Origin of the sequence: Robinsoniella sp. KNHs210, assembly GCF_000686105.1 — a bacterium.
GTDB classification, from domain to species: Bacteria; Bacillota; Clostridia; order Lachnospirales; family Lachnospiraceae; genus Robinsoniella; species Robinsoniella peoriensis.
This window is the reverse complement of the sequence record NZ_JMLZ01000001.1, coordinates 180,982-198,629: the sequence shown is the minus strand read 5'-3', so window position 1 is coordinate 198,629 and position 17,648 is coordinate 180,982. Positions and strand designations below refer to the sequence as shown.

Sequence of the window (17,648 nt, the reverse complement as noted above, 5' to 3'; positions counted from 1 at the left end):
CCAGCTTGTGCTATTCAAGGAGGTATAAAGATGAAAAAATTATGGGCATATATCAAGGCTAGTGTAAAAAAACATAGAAGTGCTTCAACCGGAATAACAACACTTCTTGTGATTGTTTTGATAGCAGTAACTTTTATAAATGCCTTAAACAGCCAGGCTTCAGCTATGCCATCCAATCCCATACAGGGACTGTCAGAAGACAGCTCCCTGGTAAAATTGACTAGTACAAATGAAGTGGTATCTACTTTGCCAAAAGGAATACCATCGGCGACAACTTCCAAAGTAAATGCTGATTCCAGTGAAGAACAGAAAAAGGAAGAAAAGAAAAACATTAAAAGTTCTGATAAATCTCCAGAAAAACAAAATCAACCTACAGGAGCTGGAAATCAGAAAGGTAATCAGGGAGCAAATAGCGGAGGCAGTGGTAACGGAAATACAAATTCCGGGGGTTCTAACGGGCAAAAAGGCAATGGTAATGGCAACAATAATGGTGATGGAACAGGTGGAAGCGGAAAAGAAAACAATAACAAAGAGCTTGATAAAAATGGAGACAAGAAAAATGAATATTTTAAATCGTCTATAATTGATGGAGAAACTGTTACCAATAGTAATTACTCGTTTACCATTACCCAGTTAAATAAGGAATTAACTGTAAAAAACACATTTGTAAATTTAAATAATGATGGAGATACCGATTTAACAGGATATGCTAAATTGTCTCCCGGTGAGAATCAAATTAAAATATCTGTAGTTTATCGGGATAAAGATAAGAAGGAATTCACAGTCTCTAAAACTTATACGGTTTTTTTAGAACTTTTGAAAATACAAATAAACTGCGATATTAAGGACAGTGATATTGTGACAAAAAGTGCGTATTCATTTACTGCATACGCAGAACTGTCAGGCAAAGAAATTCCTGTTATAGTCACTTTAAATGGAAAAACCATTACATCGGACTCTAATAAATATAAAACTGAATTAATGGAAGGTAAGAACCATTTCTCGATTTCTGCTTCAGAAGGTGAGGTCAATGAGAAGAAAGAATATACAATAACCTATGATAAACCCATCAGTGATTTATCTATAAGTACAAATCTGGGGGATTTTGAGGTAGTAGATATCCCGGAAATTACTTTTTACGCCTATGGGTTAAGGGGTGGAGAAAAAGTAGGCATGAAAGTTATCTGTGAGGGCAATGAACTGACAGATGACGGTAATGGTAATTATACGATGACTTTTGAAAAGGAAACAACATATCATTTTGTACTGACAGCGTATGATGATAATGGAAAGTATCCGGAACCTTATGATGTCAAGTATACATTTGCGACTGGTCCTGGTGAAGATGGTGAAGATCCGCGTTTGCCTGTAATCATAACGGATCTTGCGGAGATAGAAAGCAGTGGGGAAACTGTTCCTGAATTATTTACCTTCTACGTCGCAGCAAAAGATTATAAGGGCATGTATATCCAGCCAAGTGATATTAAAGTATATTTAAATGGTGAAGAAATGACACCTGTATATCCCAATATAAATAAGATAAGCTATAATGCCAGTGTACCGGACGGCACGTACTCAATCAAGGTATGGGCTTATGATACAAATCACCAAAAAGAACAAGATCGAACATTCACGATCACCAGCAGTCCTAAAATAGTAGGAACAATGCATATTTCCATGGAGGCAACAACAGTTGGTGCTTCAAGTATATTTGATGAAACTGTTGATATCAAACAAGGAGAAAATCTGGCATATGTGTTAGAAAGAATCCTGGGTAAATATGGGATTGAGACAGAAATAACCGGTTCTTTAGACGAGGCTTACTATCTAAAAGCGATAAAAGCCAATTATAATCTTTATGAAACTCTCCAGATACCGGAAGATCTAATGGAAAAACTGGTAGAATGGGATGCCGGTACGGCACAAGTTCTTCATTTAGAATTGTGTAGGGGAAGTAATCAGTTAGGAGAAATGGACTTTACAATTGGTTCCGGCTGGATGTATTCCGTAAATGGAGAATATCCTAATATCGGATTTTCAGATTATGTTCCAAAAGACGGTGATGACATCCGCATCCGTTTCACCCTCGCATACGGCAAGGACATCGGCGGCGGCGACGCAATGGGCGGTAATAATCCGCCACCAGATGGCAATCAAAACGGCACCGACACCGGATCAGTTGTCTGGGATAAGGAGTGGTAATCGTCATGAGATTAAAAATGAACGCAGATAAATTAATAAAGAAACTTCTGGTAATGTGTACTGCCTGCTGTCTCCTTGCAGGTATATTCACAATTACTGCAGAAGCATCCCACAAAGATTATACCCCGGACGAACTGTTAAATGTCATGGAGGGCATTATAAACTGGCGCAAAGCCATTTCAGGCGTCAGCATGGACGAACCTCTGATGTCAGAAGTCTTTTTAGACAGTGTGGGATCTACCTCAGGGGATTGGGCAGCTATTGGCATAGGCAGAAGTGGATATGCAGATGATTACAATGCTTATATTGCCGTTACGGCAGCGTATATCAGTAAATCCTATCAGGAAAATGGATATTTAGACCGTACAAAAGCGACGGAATGGCAGAGAATCGCACTTGCGGTGCTGTCAGCAGGAGGAGATCCGGTTTCCATAGGAGAGGATCAGGAGGGCAATCCGGTTGATCTGGTGGCGGATGGCAGCTATAATCGGGGCAAGGTAATGTCACTGGGTATACAGGGAACTAACGGACTGATCTTCGGACTTCTGCTCATGGATAGCATGCGTTATGATATTCCGGCGGATGCGGCAGATACGAGAGAGGGTTTGCTGGAGAGGATTCTCAGCAGCCAGATTAAGGATGGCGGGTTTAATCTGACATCCTTAGATGCTCAATCGGATGTGGATATGACTGCCATGGCACTTCAGGCATTGGCACCTTACTATAACAGTGAGAAGACCTATCGTTATGTGCAGCAGGGAACGAAGCAGGGAACGAAGCAGGAACAGGAAAAAAGTGTCCGGCAGGTCGTGGACGAAGCCCTGCAATTCCTCTCATCCAGCCAGCAGGAATCGGGCGGCTTCACAAGCTGGGGATCGGAGAATTCGGAAAGCTGTTCCCAGGTATTGATCGCTTTGGCAAGTCTGGGCATCGATCCCGGAAATGATCAGCGGTTTATTAAAAATGGAAATACCGTCATTGATGGGTTGATGCAGTACCATATGGAAGAAGGGGGATTCATCCATTCCAAAGAATTTGATGAGGAGAACCCCAATGCCGACCCGGATAAATCCAATACCATGGCAAGTGACCAGGCATTATGTGCGCTGACAGCTCTGTGCCGCTTCTATGGGGGAATGCGGAATTTCTATGATTTCCGTCCGGAACAGACAGCGGAATTAAAAAAACAGATATCGGATTTGGAAACCCGGATACATAACCTGAAGGAAGATACATCACCAGAGGAAATCACAGCGGTTTACGATGCATATGAACAAATTCCGCCAGAAGAAAGAAGCTATGTTTACTCCTATGCTGTCCTGGCAGATAAAATGGCTGAAAATGGGATTGCAAACAACACGGAGCCATTGTCTGAACATATGGGGGTGAATACAAAGGGAAATGGTTCAGTCACATCTCTCTTTGGACAGGACCTTGACATGTCCGCAAATATCCATTTTACAGATGAAGATGCAAAAAAAGTAGAAAGTCTGCCCGATCCCATTACCAGCGAATCTTACGTGGAAGTCGTTACGCTCCTGGACAAATACCGAAAGTCCGATAATAAAGAGGACTATAAGCAGTATAAAGAAAAACTGGAAGAAAAATCACAGGAGATCGATCAGATTAAAGAAACGATAAAATCAATTAATGAAGAAGTAACAAAGAAGCTGTATCCACTGGACAAAATATCCTTAAAAGACAGGGAAGAAGTGAAGCAAATACAAAATAAAATCGAAAGCCTCAGTGCCTATGACCGGACAAAGATCTTACAATATGAGGATATTGTACAGGCAAATGTAAGAATTAAGAATCAGATAACGGCTATAATTGTGGCAGCTTTCTTCGGAATTTGTGTGATTATACTGGTTGTGATTGTAGTAATTCGCATGAGCAGGAGGAAACGGCGAAAGAATGAGAAATTTATGAAAGACAATAACGATGATGACGACGATGATGAAGACGATGAAGAAGACTATGACGAAAACGAAGATAAGCCACGAAGGTGAAGAAGACTATGATAACAATTACGGACTGAAAGCATAACGGTTAAGCATTCCATAAAGGTTGAAAAATAGCAATTAGAAAGGAAGTCACAAAGGTTTTTAACCTTTTTTTGCAGTGACTGTATCACAGAAACTCTGTGATCGGAAATGGGTACACAAATGAAAAAAGATTTACTGATACTTGCCTTTGCGGCTATCATTATCATCGTTCTGTTTAAAGGTACAAAGTTCCAGTCTGTGGAAGATTATTACCTCACTCATGTGGACGATATCACAGAAGATTCCCAGACTGTTACATTAAGCATCCGGTGCGATACAATCCTGGATAACTGGGATCAGCTTAAACCGGAACTACAGGATGAAAAATACGTTCCGGCAGACGGTGTAATCTTAGCACCGACAAAATATGTACTGCGTCCGAAGGACACCGTTTTTGATATTTTAAACCGTGCTACGCGCCATGAAAAAATTCATATGGAATATCAGGGGGCACAGGATAACGTTTACGGAAGTGCCTACATTCAGGGGATAAATTTTCTGTATGAATATTCCTGCGGTCCCCTGAGCGGGTGGATGTACCGGGTAAACGGAGCATTTCCGGATTACGGTTGCAGCCGTTATAAACCAAAGGATAAGGATATAATCGAATTTGTTTATACCTGTGACCTTGGACGGGATATTGGAGGAAGCTTCGATACGCAAAATGACAGCAAAGCTACTGAGACAGAAGAATGAGTAAGCGAAGGAGAAAGACATGAGCGGTTTTGAAAAATACCATCCGATTGTATTATTTTTATATTATGTATGTGTTATTTTGTTTACCATGTTTACTGCGCATCCGGTGATTTTACTGTGTACGCTGTTTGGTTCAATTCTCTTTTTTTCCATGCTGCATCCCGCCCGTATTGTGGCGCGCAACCTGGTATTCTATTTTTTCCTGTTTCTTCTGCTGGCAATCACCAATCCCCTGTTTTCGCATAATGGAGAAACAATTTTATTTTTCATGAACGATAATCCGGTTACCCTGGAAGCGATTATGTATGGAGGCGCCATCGCCGTTATGATTGTGGGGGTAATGTTCTGGTGTAAATGTATAAACGTCATTATGACATCGGATAAGTTTTTGTATCTGTTTGGGAAAACGATTCCGAAATTGTCGCTGGTGCTGTCTATGGCGCTGCGCTTTATTCCACTCTATAAAGTACAGATCAAAAAAATTAACCAGGCACAGAAGGCAATGGGGCTGTATGCCAGGGACAGTAAGTTTGACAAGCTGGGTAGTTCTATGAGGGTATTTGACAGCCTGCTGTCCTGGTCTCTTGAAAACTCTATTGAAACTGCCGATGCAATGAAAGCGCGAGGATACGGGCTGCCAGGGAGAAAGAATTTTTCTCTTTTCCGGTTTCGGAAGGCAGATGTTATTTTAATTACAGCGATTGGGATTATGATGTTTTATATAGGCGGAAATTATTTTGCCGGTAAACTTGATTTTTACTACTACCCGGTTGTCTCCGGGATTGGAACGAAAGCCGGAGATATTTGGCGGTATGCTGTCGTTTTATTATTTATGATACTTCCCGGATTACTGGAATTGAAGGAGAAAATACAATGGAAATACTTAAGGTCGAGAATTTAAGTTTTACATACCCGGAACAGGAGGCAAGTGCACTGGATCATGTGAGCTTTTCGGTAGAAGAGGGAGAGTTTATTGTTCTGTGCGGGGAATCCGGCTGTGGTAAAACCACATTGCTTCGATTATTAAAAAGAGAGCTTGCACCCCATGGGGAGAAAGACGGAGAAGTGCGTTATCTGGGGGTAAGGCAGGAGGAATTAACAGACCGTGTTAGTGCCTGCGATATCGGATATGTTATGCAGAATCCGGAAAACCAGATCGTGATGGATAAAGTGTGGCATGAGCTTGCGTTTGGTCTGGAAAATATGGGGCTTGATAATCAGATTATTCGCAGAAGAGTGGGAGAAATGGCTTGTTTTTTTGGCATAGACGGCTGGTTTCGCAGAAATACTTCTGAGCTTTCCGGAGGGCAGAAGCAGTTGCTGAATCTGGCATCCATTATGGCAATGCAGCCCAGACTGCTGATTCTGGATGAGCCCACGTCCCAGCTGGATCCCATTGCATCATCTGATTTTATCGCTACCCTTGTAAAGCTGAACAGGGAGCTTGGAACCACGATTATATTGACGGAGCACCGCCTGGAAGATGTTTTCCCGGCTGCGGATAAAGTTGGGATTATGGAAAAGGGTAAGCTGCTGTTGTGGGAGAATCCCAGGGAAGCAGGAAAAAAATTAAAAGAAATTAAAGCAAACCATAAAATGATGCTTGGACTGCCCAGTGCAGTACGGATCTATAACGGGCTGGATGTGGATTGTGCCTGTCCGCTTACGGTAAGAGAGGGGCGCCAGTTTTTAAGTACCTGGTACAGGGAGGAACCAGAACTGGATCAGAAGAGCGAATCCATTCACAGGGATCATGAATTCACGCAGCAAGGGCTGAAGCAGGAAATAGTACTGTCCATGAAAGACGTCTGGTTTCGCTATGAACGGGAGCTACCGGATATCCTGGAGGGTGTCAGCCTGGAATTATATAAAGGGGAGATCGTTAGCATTTTGGGAAGCAATGGTTCCGGGAAAACCACACTGCTCAGTGTGATCTCTCATGTAAACCATGCATATAAAGGAAAAATCAAAATTTTTGGTAAGAAACAGAAAGCGTATAAAGGAAATGAATTGTACCGACAGATTCTGGCATCACTGCCTCAGAATCCCCAGACGGTATTTTTAAAGGAAAGTGTATGGGAAGATTATGAGGAAATGGGGAAAGTAATGGGTTATGATAAGGAAGAATTGAGTGGGATGATTGAGCAGACGGCCAAGATGTTAGAAATTGAACACCTTCTTCCCAAGCACCCCTATGATTTAAGCGGCGGAGAACAGCAGAAAGCAGCCATCGGGAAAATGCTGTTGTTAAAACCTAAAATTTTGCTGCTGGATGAGCCTACCAAGGGAATTGACGCATCTTCGAAGAATCGGTTACTGGAAATTATGAGAGATTTAAAGAAAAATGGGATAACCATACTGATGGTAACTCATGATGTGGAATTTGCAGCAGAGGCATCGGACAGGTGCGGTATGTTTTTTGACAAAGAAGTAACCTCTATTGATCTTCCAAAGAATTTTTTCTGCAATAACAGTTTTTATACCACGGCAGCAAACCGGATTGCAAGGCATATGTACAGGGATGTGGTTACCTGTGAGGATGTTATCGCTATGTGCAGGACAACCGGGAGGAAGCAGGTATGAGTAAAAAGCGGATAACTATAAATGTCCTGCTGATACTGGCAGCTTTTGGGGTAATTGTTTTCGGTGTGCGTATGTTTCAGGACCGAAGGTATAATCTGATCTCAATACTGATTGCATTTCTTGCCTGCATACCGTTTTATATGGCATATGAAAAAAAGGAAGGCAGCATACGCCGAATGGTAGTCCTGGCAGTAATGGTGGCGATATCCGTTGTGGGAAGATTGATTTTTGCGGTGTTGCCCGGTTTTAAACCGGTAACAGCGATTGTGGTGATCGCTGCTATCTATATGGGTTCGGAATCCGGATTTTTAATTGGATCGCTGTCAGCTATTATTTCAAATATGTTTTATGGGCAGGGGCCCTGGACGCCTTTTCAGATGCTTGCCTGGGGAAGCCTGGGGCTGATTGCGGGGCTGCCGGTGATGCAGAAAATTTTGAAGAACAGAGGAATTTTGGCAGTATACGGGTTCCTGGCGGGATTTGGATATTCAGCCATTATGGACATATGGACGGTGCTTTCATTTGACGGAAGCTTCTGTCTGGCGAGATATCTGACGGTACAGGCTATCGCACTTCCGGTAAGCATCGAGTATGCCATATCCAATGTGGTTTTTCTGATGCTGGGAATCGGTCCAATCGGGAGAAAATTAAAGAGAATTAATATCAAACATGGAATATTTTAAAGGTCAGGAAGGAGAGGTATAAATACATGAAGCATACAGAACAGTTAGTTCAGGAAATACAAAAGGTTATCGTAGGAAAAGAGGAAGTTATTCAAAAAGTGCTGATGGCAATTCTGGCAAAGGGACATATTTTACTGGAGGATATACCAGGAGTGGGCAAGACCACACTGGCACTTGCAATCAGCAAAACACTGGGACTGGATTACAAGAGAATCCAGTTTACCCCTGATGTTATTCCGTCCGATGTTGTAGGATATACGGTATATGATAAAAAAAGCGGTGAGTTTGTTTATAAGCCCGGAGCAGTTATGTGTAACCTGCTGCTGGCAGATGAGATCAACCGTACCTCCAGTAAGACCCAGGCTGCACTTCTGGAAGTTATGGAGGAAGGAAATGTTACTGTTGACGGAAATACCTATGAGGTACCAAAACCCTTTGTTGTAATCTCCACCCAGAACCCCTTTGGTTCCGCCGGTACACAGCTGCTTCCCCAGTCCCAGTTAGACCGTTTTATGGTAAAACTGGAAATGGGATATCCGGATTTTGAGAGTCAGGTCAATATCTTAAAGGACCGTCAGGAAATCCAGCCGCTGGATACAATCAAAGCAGTGATTAACAAGGCCGATTTGGAAGAGATGCAGATGGAAGTGTCCAGGGTCAAGGTAAAAGAAGAGATACTGCGTTATATAACAAGGCTTGCAGAAGCGACCAGAAGCCATGAATATATTCAGCTGGGCGTAAGTCCCCGTGGTGCATACGCGGTTAATAATATGGCGAAAGCATCTGCCTATATAGCCGGACGTGGTTATGTGACTCCAGAAGATGTCATCGGTATTTTCCCCTCCGTCAGCAGCCATCGTGTGATACTCCATCCCAAGGCAAAGGTAACCGGAGTATCTGCCATGTCTATTATGGAAGAAATTACTAAGACCGTTTCTGTACCGGAAATCGCATAACCAGGAGGACTTTATGTTAAAGACAAGAATATGCTATGGAGTATGGCTGTTGGGGACAGTAATCCTGTACATCTATTCAGACTCATACTGGGCATTTTTTCTCCTGATTGCATCTGTGGCAATTCTCCCTGTCTGCGGGGCGGCAATTCTGACTGTCCGTCACAAATTGTCGTATTCATTTCAAGCGGTATCCATGGCGGGCAAGGGAAAGCAGGTACAAGGGGAACTCAGCATTCAAAATAAGAGTATTTTCCCAGTGCTGAAAGTGTGCTGCTACCTTCAGTTTTTTAATCAGCTGACCGGAGAGACTCAGACCCAGGAGATTTATTGCGCCATACCGGCAGGAAAAACGGAAAAGCTGAACTGGAATCTGAAAAGCAGATATTGCGGAAATGTACAGGTGACCATTGAAAAGGTAACTTTATATGACTGGCTTGGGATTTTTACTGCGCGGGAGAAGCCGGATCAACATGGACATATTGTAATATTACCCGACATATTTCCTGCAAATGTACAAATCAGCGACAGCCTGAGTGCGAATTGGGACAGCATTACTTATTCAGACAGCAAAAGAGGGGATGATCCAAGTGAAATATTTGGCCTGCGGGAATATCAGGCGGGAGACAGTCCGAAGAATATCCACTGGAAGGTATCCGGCAAGCTGGATGGGTTATATGTAAAGGAACTCAGCCTTCCTGTAGAAAATTCCATAATTCTGTTATATGAAACGGCATCTGTTGAAAAGAAGAAAGAAAAAGCCGCGCTTCGCGATGCAATGATGGAATCCTTTTTATCAGTATCCCAGTCTCTGATTCAGAATGGACATCTTCATACTTTAGGGTGGTATGATCAGGAAAAGGGGCTCTTCCGCCGACAGGATGTTACATCGGTGGATGAGTTAGCAGAGATGACAGCAGGATTTCTCGGAATTCAGAATAAAGAGCTGGGAGAGACCAGCCTCCATTATTATTTAGAGGACGGTATTGACAATCCCTATGCCCATGTGATCTATATAACAGCCTCAGATGGTGGAGAAGATCTGAAATGCTTAAGTGAGATTTGTTCTGTGGCTGTTTTGCAGTGCCGGATAAATAAGCAGGAAGTATCCGGGAATTTGGACCATTCGTTGGTAGTATTTACACCTGAGACAATGACAGAAGAATTATGCCAGTTGGTAATATAGGGGATACAATGATATGAAAAATGGAAATCGAAACACAGTTAAGAAAAAATCTCAGATTACAATTCAATTGGAAAATCGGAAAAATAGTGGCAGAGAAGGTTTGTTTAGCGTGCTGGCAGGATTACTTCCGGCTTTTTTGCTTTATCTTGGCATCTCTTTGTCTTTTATTTATCTTCTTGATCTGCCGGTGCAGGTATACTATTCGGCAGCTTTTGGACTGCTGATCCTGATACTGCTGCAGTTACAGGGAAAGTACAGCCGTTATGTGAAGGCAGGTACGGCGCTTCTGGCTGCTGTTGGAATCCTGTTTCTCTTAATACGCCAGGAGTTGATGCTGTACGGCTTTCTGCTGACCATGAACCGGATTGGGCAGGTAGTCGGCAGAAACTTTGGAATGTTCCTGAAAGTTTATGATATTGGTATAGCTGAGGAATTACATGGAATATCCCTTTGCCAGTTCTGGATATGGAGCTGCCTGCTGTCTGCTTCAGTTGTAACCGTAATTATCCGGCTGCGCAGTATAGTACTCTTATGCATAAGTGTATTACCATTATTGCTGCTGGAATTATGTACTGGTGAAAACTATGGTATCATACCTGTGATAATGATGCTGGCTTCCGTAATGGTTCTATTGAGTTTTTTTGTACATGGCAGGAAAAACCGGAGGGTATTTGGCAATGGTAAATATTTGGCAATCCTGCAGGTATCCGGAATACTAACGGTTGCTTTTGCAGCGCTCCTGGGATTGATGGTCAGTACAGTATCTGTAAATAGCTACACGAAAGCAGGAATTGCAGAGGCGGTAAAAGAAGGAATAGCAAAAACAATTTCCAATATACGCTATGAAAAAGAGAAGACCAATTCTTTTACACAGGGACAATTTAAGGGACTGGGAAATTTGACATTGAAGGATACAACTGCACTGGAAGTGCTGATGGATAAGCCGGAATCCTTGTATTTGCGCGGGTTTGTTGGAAGTACTTACACCCAGAATGGCTGGAAAGAGTTAGAAAAATCCGTCTATTATGAAGCGAAGGACCTGTTTTACTGGCTTCACGAAACAAATTTTAATGGATTAAACCAGCTCTCCCTGGTGAATCAGCTGGAAAATGGGAAAACGGATGATGAGACTGTGGAGATTACGGTGCAGAATGTAAATGCAAACAGTAAATACATCTATACCCCCTATGAACTAAAGGCTGATCCCGGTAAGATAGATGGGAGTAAAAATCTGGGGGATGTTTCCTTAAAGTCACAAGGATTGTTTGGAAACCGCCTGTATCACTATACTGCAAACAGTAATCTGGTGAAACGGTATCCTACACTGGCATCAAAGTTTTATGAAATCAGGAATAGTGATACTGCAGCTGAATATGCGGGAAATGAAAGTTACTACAATGCCTTTATCTACCGGAATTACCTGGATATACCGGACCACCAGAAACAGATTCTGAAAAGCCTTCTGAAAATAGAAGAGGCATCAGGGAGTGCTCATTATCCCTATGAAGAAGCAAATGCTTTGATTATGGGATATCTGGACAAGAATATAGAATATTCGGAAGAAGTGGATACCTTTTCAGGAAATTATGATTTTATGCAATGGTTTCTTCAGAGCCAGAAAAAAGGATATTCCGCCCACTATGCAACAGCTGCAGTTCTGATGTACCGGTATCTGGGTATTCCTGCAAGATATGTGGAAGGTTATCTTGTGACACCGGAGGACGTAAAAGGTGTGGAGGCTTATGAACCAATCGAAATTACCGGAGAAAATGCCCATGCCTGGGTAGAAGTCTATCAGGACGGCATTGGCTGGGTACCTATGGAAGCAACACCACCTTATCTGGGCATTATGGAAAGACCGGAATTTTCACAGGCTCCTGCACTTACAGGAGACGGCGGTCAGTCAGATGACTCAGGCAAATCAGAAAAGATAAAAGATGAGGAAAAAGAATTAAAGAAAAAGAAGACAGGCAAAAAGGCAGAAGTACCCGTGAAAAAGATGTTAGTGACTGCCGCAGTAGCTCTGGCTGTCATTTTAATATTATCATTGCTGATCTATGTACTTTATCACAGAAGGAAACTTGCAAATCGTAAAAAGAGTTTCCGTGTAGCTGATAATAGGTTGGCGGTAAAGCATCTCTATGCTTATATTTTATTTTTGCTTCACTATGATAAGACCCCGAAAGCAAAGGGATCTCATTATGGTTATGTAGGAATTCTTTCAGAAAAATATTCTGAAGATTTTGGAGAAAAATTCAGGGAGACACTGGATGTGGTACAGGGAGCAGTTTATGGTGATCTGGATGTTTCAAAGGAGCAGAGGGAAATGGCAGAGCAGCTGAAAGATGAGACATTGCATCTTATTTTGAAAAAGAAAAATTTGTTTAAAAAGATTAAAATGTGGCTGATTGATTTTGTATACTAAAATTTGGAGGAGCTAATCACCCGGACTATTTAATCCCTTTCCAAAAAATATCCTTCAATAATCCGTTTCCTGATGTAAATTTGAGATTAATATGATAAAATAGTTTTGTAATTTAATTTTACATATACAGCATTTATGAAAAAGGGAAAGAGAGGGAAAGGATATGAAAAAAAGACATGGTATGATGTGGACATTGGCGATATTAATGTTTATGATGGTATTGCTGCCGATGAATGTTTTAGCAGAAAGCAAGGTGATTCCCAATGATGAAACAGGTATTCCGGACAAAGCCCTGTATCTGACTATTTTAAGGGAAATGGAGAAAAATGACGATGAAACATTTACAGAGAAGGAAGCTGCTGAAATAACTCAATTGGATACCTACTATATTAAAGATACAAAGCTGAAAATAAGGTCCTTAAAAGGGATAGAAAAACTGAAAAATTTAAGTGGAATAGATTTTTCGAATAACCAGATTACCAGTATTTCAGAATTAAAAACGCTGCGCGGCTTGAGAGATTTGGACGTATCACAAAATCAAATTACATCCCTTTCCGGTATTGAAAGGCTAGTGAAGATTGACTGTCTAGATGTAGCCATGAATAAGTTAAAAAGCCTTTCAGGAGTAGAGCACTTAAGAAAGTTAGCGATGTTTTATGCTGATGCTAATCAGCTGACAAGTATAAGACAGATCAAGCATTTGGTCAACTTAGAATATGTAAGTGTTATGGGAAATAAGCTCACCAGTGTAAATGAAATAAAAAATCTGCCGGGTTTACAATATTTTATGGCTGACGGGAATCGAATAACGAAACTGCCGAATCTTTCAAAGCATACAAATTTTGTTAATCTTGAATTGAAAAACAATCGTCTAAACAAAAAAGAACTGGATAAAAAGGCTCCAATTGCATTTAGAAATAATAACACCTGGTATCAAAACACACTCCGGCTTCAGAAGCTTGTAAAAACCATAAACATTATGAAGCCCTCATCTATTGATAAGATTACAAAGAAAACGAAAAAAATTGCAGGAAAAGCTAATAAAAATGCTACCATAGTGCTCCGGGATCCATCCAGAAAAAGAATCCAGACTGTAAAGTCTGACAGTAAGGGTTATTTCACCTTAAAAAATTTAAAGCTTAAAAAATGGGCAGGAAAGACTTTATCCCTAGAGTCGTTTGTTGTGGATAAAGATTTATCACGGTCACATACACTGAAAGTTGTAAAATTCACAGTTCGAAAATAACAAGTACATATTTAGTTTTCATTAAAAGTGATATATTTGTATCAATATAGTCTTGACAGCCTCGTTATAAAGTGATATATTTGTCATGTAAAGAGATAAATAAATCACTTTTAAGGAGGGATATTAATGAAACAAAATAAGAAGTTTTCGGTTTTAATTTTATTGATGCTTTTACAATTTGCTGCAGTATTTTATGCTTCTGTTTATAACGAAGGAAGGCTTGTAAAGCCAATGGATTTCAGTACCTACCAATTCCAGACGAATGATTTGACAATGATTATCGCGACTGCCTGTTTTGTGATTTATATGTTTTATTTCATATTCAGTATGATAATTAGTTCTTTCAAAGTAAATAAAGTTAATAAGGAGGAAAAAAACAAAACCAGAAGCCTGAATCCGAAATTCGGGTGGTTTGGATTTTTCGGGTTTTTCGGATTTTTTGGAATTATGACGTATATGGAACAGCGGACAGTATGGCCTTTTATGTTCTTTGTCTTTTTCGGTTTTTTTGGCTTTTTTTATGAGGCTAAGCTGAGCAATACACTCATTGATGAGCGTTTTAAGGAGGAGAAAACCAGGGCTGATTTGTCAGCTTTAAAAACAGGATTTTTCATACTCTTTCTTGTGACCTGGTTCATGGGGTTTGTAGGGGATAAATTAAGTACGGATGTGGTTGCAATTGCCTATATCGTTTCCTCTTCTCTTATCATTGCTCTGGTTATATTCCTCTCAAGTTACCTGCTTTATAAATACGACACAGAGGATATAGAGTAATATGGGAGCAGATTTTGTATGCAATTTAAAAAAATACAGGCAGTTAAAAGAAATGACGCAGGAAGAGCTGGCTAATGAGGTGGGAGTACGCCGGGAAACTATAATGCGGTTAGAAAAAGCTCAATATAACCCATCGTTAAAGCTGGCAATCGATATTTCCAGAGTGGTAGGAGCATCTATAGAGGATATATTTATATTTGATTAAGTTTAAAAGCGATATACAGATTATCGCTTAAACACAAGGTTTATCAGCAATAACTCAGGTTTTGCATTTGATTTACTACTATTTTACCACTTACAAAAGAACTTAGATATGACACTATAATTAAAAGCATATGATAAATGTTACAAAACCGCAGATTATAATTCACTAATTAATGATTCATAATCTGCGGTTTTTATTTGCTGTATTTAAGAATATCTATATCTAAAATATCTATGTTAATAATTTATATTTTTGGTATTAATAACATATACAATAATATAGTAGCAAAAGTACAATACCAGAAAACATAAAGTGTAGACACCTAATGAATATAAACAAATATTATTCAATACGTTTGGAAGCAAAGTGTTTACCTTATGATTAATTAGTGGTGTAGCAACTAACAATATAACAAAAGCCATAAATGAAGGGATAGATAAATTTATTAATGTTTGTTTTCTTATTAATGATTTCAGTTGTTTTTTATCTTTTCCTAGATAAGTTAATAGCCTTACTTCCTCTTCCTTATGTTTATTTTCTATAATCTCTTTTAATGAAATAATAGAGAAAAATAAAACAATAAAAATTATACAGATGAAAATTTGTAATACTCCCATCCAATTTTGAATATCTTTATTTAAAAACAAATCTGTGTCTGTAAACATTAGTACACCGAATATGAATGCCATTGCTGAAAACAGCAAACAGCAACAAAAAACAGTATTTATGATAGTGTTACTCTTTGAAGCGGAAGTGATTTTACCAACTAAATAGAGATATTCTTTTTTATACAGCTTTTCATTGCATTCTTTTCTTTTTGAAATTAGCAGTTGAAATAACCAATTATAAAATGAAAATACGTTCAGTAATATTGGTAAAGAAATACTCGGTATTAAAAGAAATACAAAGTCTTCTGATGAAAACACTATTGCGCAAAGCATAAATACAAAACATATAAAACTACTCAAAAATATAAAATACCAAAACTGATAATTATATTTTACAGTTGAACTTTCATTACGCTTTTTCTCTTTCATTAGTTCACATATCTGTAAATCTTTTATACGATATATAATTAAACAAGTGGAAAACGATTCAATGATTATAAAATAAATGACTCCGTGAAATATGCTTTGAATGAATATAATTACTGACATATTTATATTGAGTAAAATCGCAGTCAAATAGCAAATTGGAAAACAAAGTAAACTACTAATAAAAAAACAAATAAGACTAATTCCATTAAATTCTATCACGAACATTTTAATTAAATAATTTTTTTCCATTCCCATAAGTAAATAATTTGCAAATTCTTTAGACCGCTGCGTTAACATAAATTTATTGATATATCCCACAAGCACAATCGAAATCAGAATGATCAGTATGGGGAGAGATACTGTTTGAAAACCAAAATTAATATTACTAATCATCGAAATATAATTGCTGACAGACATAATTGTGAGTAGAATTACTAAAGTAAAAGTATACAATAGATAATCAATCATAGAGCGTTTTGCATTTCTGAGAGCTAATCTAAAGTACATGGTTAGCACCTCCCTCAATTTTAGCTATTGTATCTAATATACGAGTGAAAAAGCACTGCTTAGGTTCTTCTTTTCTTTGAATTACCGTAAGAATCTTACCATCTTGCAAAAATAAAATTCTATCACAATAACTAGCAGATACTGTGTCATGAGTCACTAACAAAATAGTCGCATTATATTTTTGACGAAGCAAACATATGGTATCTAATAACTGCTTTGCAGAAATAGTATCTAAAGCTCCCGTAGGTTCATCTGCCAGAATTATACTAGGATTTACGGCAATAGCTCTTGCACAGGCACAACGCTGACGTTGACCTCCAGACACTTCATAAGGAAACTTTTGCAGCACGTCAAAAATATTCAAAGTGTCCGCTATGCTTTCAATTTTTTCTTTTATTTTCTCTTTAGGGAATGCTTTAATTGTTAGAGCCAATGCAATATTTTCATAAATTGTCAAAGTATCAAGAAGATTATAGTCTTGAAACACAAACCCAAGATTTTCACGCCGGAACTTTGCTAAATTTTTTGGGGAAATTGTTTTCAAGTCTTGCCCATTTATGATAATAGTTCCACTTGTTGGCGTGTCAACAGTAGCTGCCATATTAAGCAATGTTGTTTTCCCTGAACCTGATGCCCCCATGATTCCAACGATACTGCCTTTATGAATTTCAAAATTAACATTATTAATTGCACGAACTTCAGAATCGTTATTTGAGTATATTTTAGTCAAATCAGACACCTTTAGTATAACTTCTGATTGTTTTTTTGACATATATGAAAAACTTCTATCCTTTCCAATCCAGGCATTAATAATTTCATAAAGAACTTGATTTGATTTTTCTTTTATATCTTCCTCTGTAATGTATTCTCCGAGTAATAACTCGTTTAAGGTTATTCCCAGCAAATTACATAAAGGCATAAATAATGATAAATCTGGCATTGACTTACCATTTTCCCATTTGGATATTGCTTTATCTGTAATACCAAATTTTTCTGCTAATTGACTTTGAGTCAGCCCTTTTTGCTTACGGCAATGAGCTATAAATTTCCCGATTTTTACTTGATTCACTGTTATCCCTCCAAATTTTAATGTAATCTACATATCA

At 39.2% G+C, this 17,648-nt stretch carries 14 protein-coding genes; 12 read left to right on the top strand and 2 right to left on the bottom strand.

Annotated elements, in window-relative coordinates:
- The first annotated feature begins 30 nt into the window (after positions 1 to 30).
- From CD03_RS38410 to CD03_RS0100855, 12 genes are all read left to right on the top strand, one after another.
- Positions 31 to 2,202, top strand: coding sequence for a DUF4430 domain-containing protein (locus tag CD03_RS38410; RefSeq protein WP_027292019.1), 2,172 nt, complete (start codon positions 31 to 33; stop codon positions 2,200 to 2,202).
- A 5-nt stretch (positions 2,203 to 2,207) separates the two neighbouring features.
- Positions 2,208 to 4,211, top strand: coding sequence for a prenyltransferase/squalene oxidase repeat-containing protein (locus CD03_RS35600; protein ID WP_027292018.1), 2,004 nt, complete (start codon positions 2,208 to 2,210; stop codon positions 4,209 to 4,211).
- Positions 4,212 to 4,367: 156 nt separating this feature from the next.
- The gene (locus CD03_RS0100900) at positions 4,368 to 4,943 is read left to right on the top strand and encodes a DUF4430 domain-containing protein (protein ID WP_027292017.1); all 576 of its coding nucleotides are present in this window, start codon (positions 4,368 to 4,370) and stop codon (positions 4,941 to 4,943) included.
- A gap of 19 nt (positions 4,944 to 4,962) precedes the next feature.
- The gene (locus CD03_RS0100895) at positions 4,963 to 5,844 is read left to right on the top strand and encodes an energy-coupling factor transporter transmembrane component T (protein WP_027292016.1); all 882 of its coding nucleotides are present in this window, start codon (positions 4,963 to 4,965) and stop codon (positions 5,842 to 5,844) included.
- A complete protein-coding gene (locus tag CD03_RS0100890; RefSeq protein WP_027292015.1) occupies positions 5,817 to 7,526 on the top strand; it encodes an ABC transporter ATP-binding protein in 1,710 nt (569 codons plus the stop codon). Before CD03_RS0100895 ends, CD03_RS0100890 begins: the two co-directional genes overlap by 28 nt.
- Entirely contained in the window at positions 7,523 to 8,209 is a 687-nt protein-coding gene (locus CD03_RS0100885; RefSeq protein WP_027292014.1) for an ECF transporter S component, read from the top strand. The genes CD03_RS0100890 and CD03_RS0100885 overlap by 4 nt, the downstream gene beginning before the upstream one ends.
- A gap of 26 nt (positions 8,210 to 8,235) precedes the next feature.
- Entirely contained in the window at positions 8,236 to 9,165 is a 930-nt protein-coding gene (locus tag CD03_RS0100880; RefSeq protein ID WP_044288816.1) for an AAA family ATPase, read from the top strand.
- Positions 9,166 to 9,178: 13 nt separating this feature from the next.
- Positions 9,179 to 10,348 (top strand): DUF58 domain-containing protein, encoded by a 1,170-nt coding sequence (locus CD03_RS0100875; protein WP_027292012.1) that lies wholly within the window; start codon positions 9,179 to 9,181, stop codon positions 10,346 to 10,348.
- 13 nt (positions 10,349 to 10,361) lie between these two features.
- A complete protein-coding gene (locus CD03_RS0100870) occupies positions 10,362 to 12,773 on the top strand; it encodes a transglutaminase-like domain-containing protein (protein WP_027292011.1) in 2,412 nt (803 codons plus the stop codon).
- 163 nt (positions 12,774 to 12,936) lie between these two features.
- Positions 12,937 to 14,019: a leucine-rich repeat domain-containing protein gene (locus tag CD03_RS0100865; protein WP_027292010.1), complete on the top strand. Its 1,083-nt coding sequence runs from the start codon at positions 12,937 to 12,939 to the stop codon at positions 14,017 to 14,019.
- Positions 14,020 to 14,145: 126 nt separating this feature from the next.
- Positions 14,146 to 14,793, top strand: a complete 648-nt coding sequence (locus CD03_RS0100860) for a DUF3796 domain-containing protein (RefSeq protein WP_027292009.1) — start codon at positions 14,146 to 14,148, stop codon at positions 14,791 to 14,793.
- A 1-nt stretch (position 14,794) separates the two neighbouring features.
- The gene (locus CD03_RS0100855) at positions 14,795 to 14,998 is read left to right on the top strand and encodes a helix-turn-helix transcriptional regulator (protein WP_027292008.1); all 204 of its coding nucleotides are present in this window, start codon (positions 14,795 to 14,797) and stop codon (positions 14,996 to 14,998) included.
- A 236-nt stretch (positions 14,999 to 15,234) separates the two neighbouring features.
- Here the strand turns inward: CD03_RS0100855 and CD03_RS0100850 are convergent, their stop codons facing one another.
- Complete coding sequence (locus CD03_RS0100850; protein WP_027292007.1) at positions 15,235 to 16,542, bottom strand: FtsX-like permease family protein; 1,308 nt, start codon at positions 16,540 to 16,542, stop codon at positions 15,235 to 15,237.
- Positions 16,532 to 17,611: an ATP-binding cassette domain-containing protein gene (locus CD03_RS31880; RefSeq protein ID WP_027292006.1), complete on the bottom strand. Its 1,080-nt coding sequence runs from the start codon at positions 17,609 to 17,611 to the stop codon at positions 16,532 to 16,534. Before CD03_RS31880 ends, CD03_RS0100850 begins: the two co-directional genes overlap by 11 nt.
- Positions 17,612 to 17,648 lie beyond the last annotated feature (37 nt).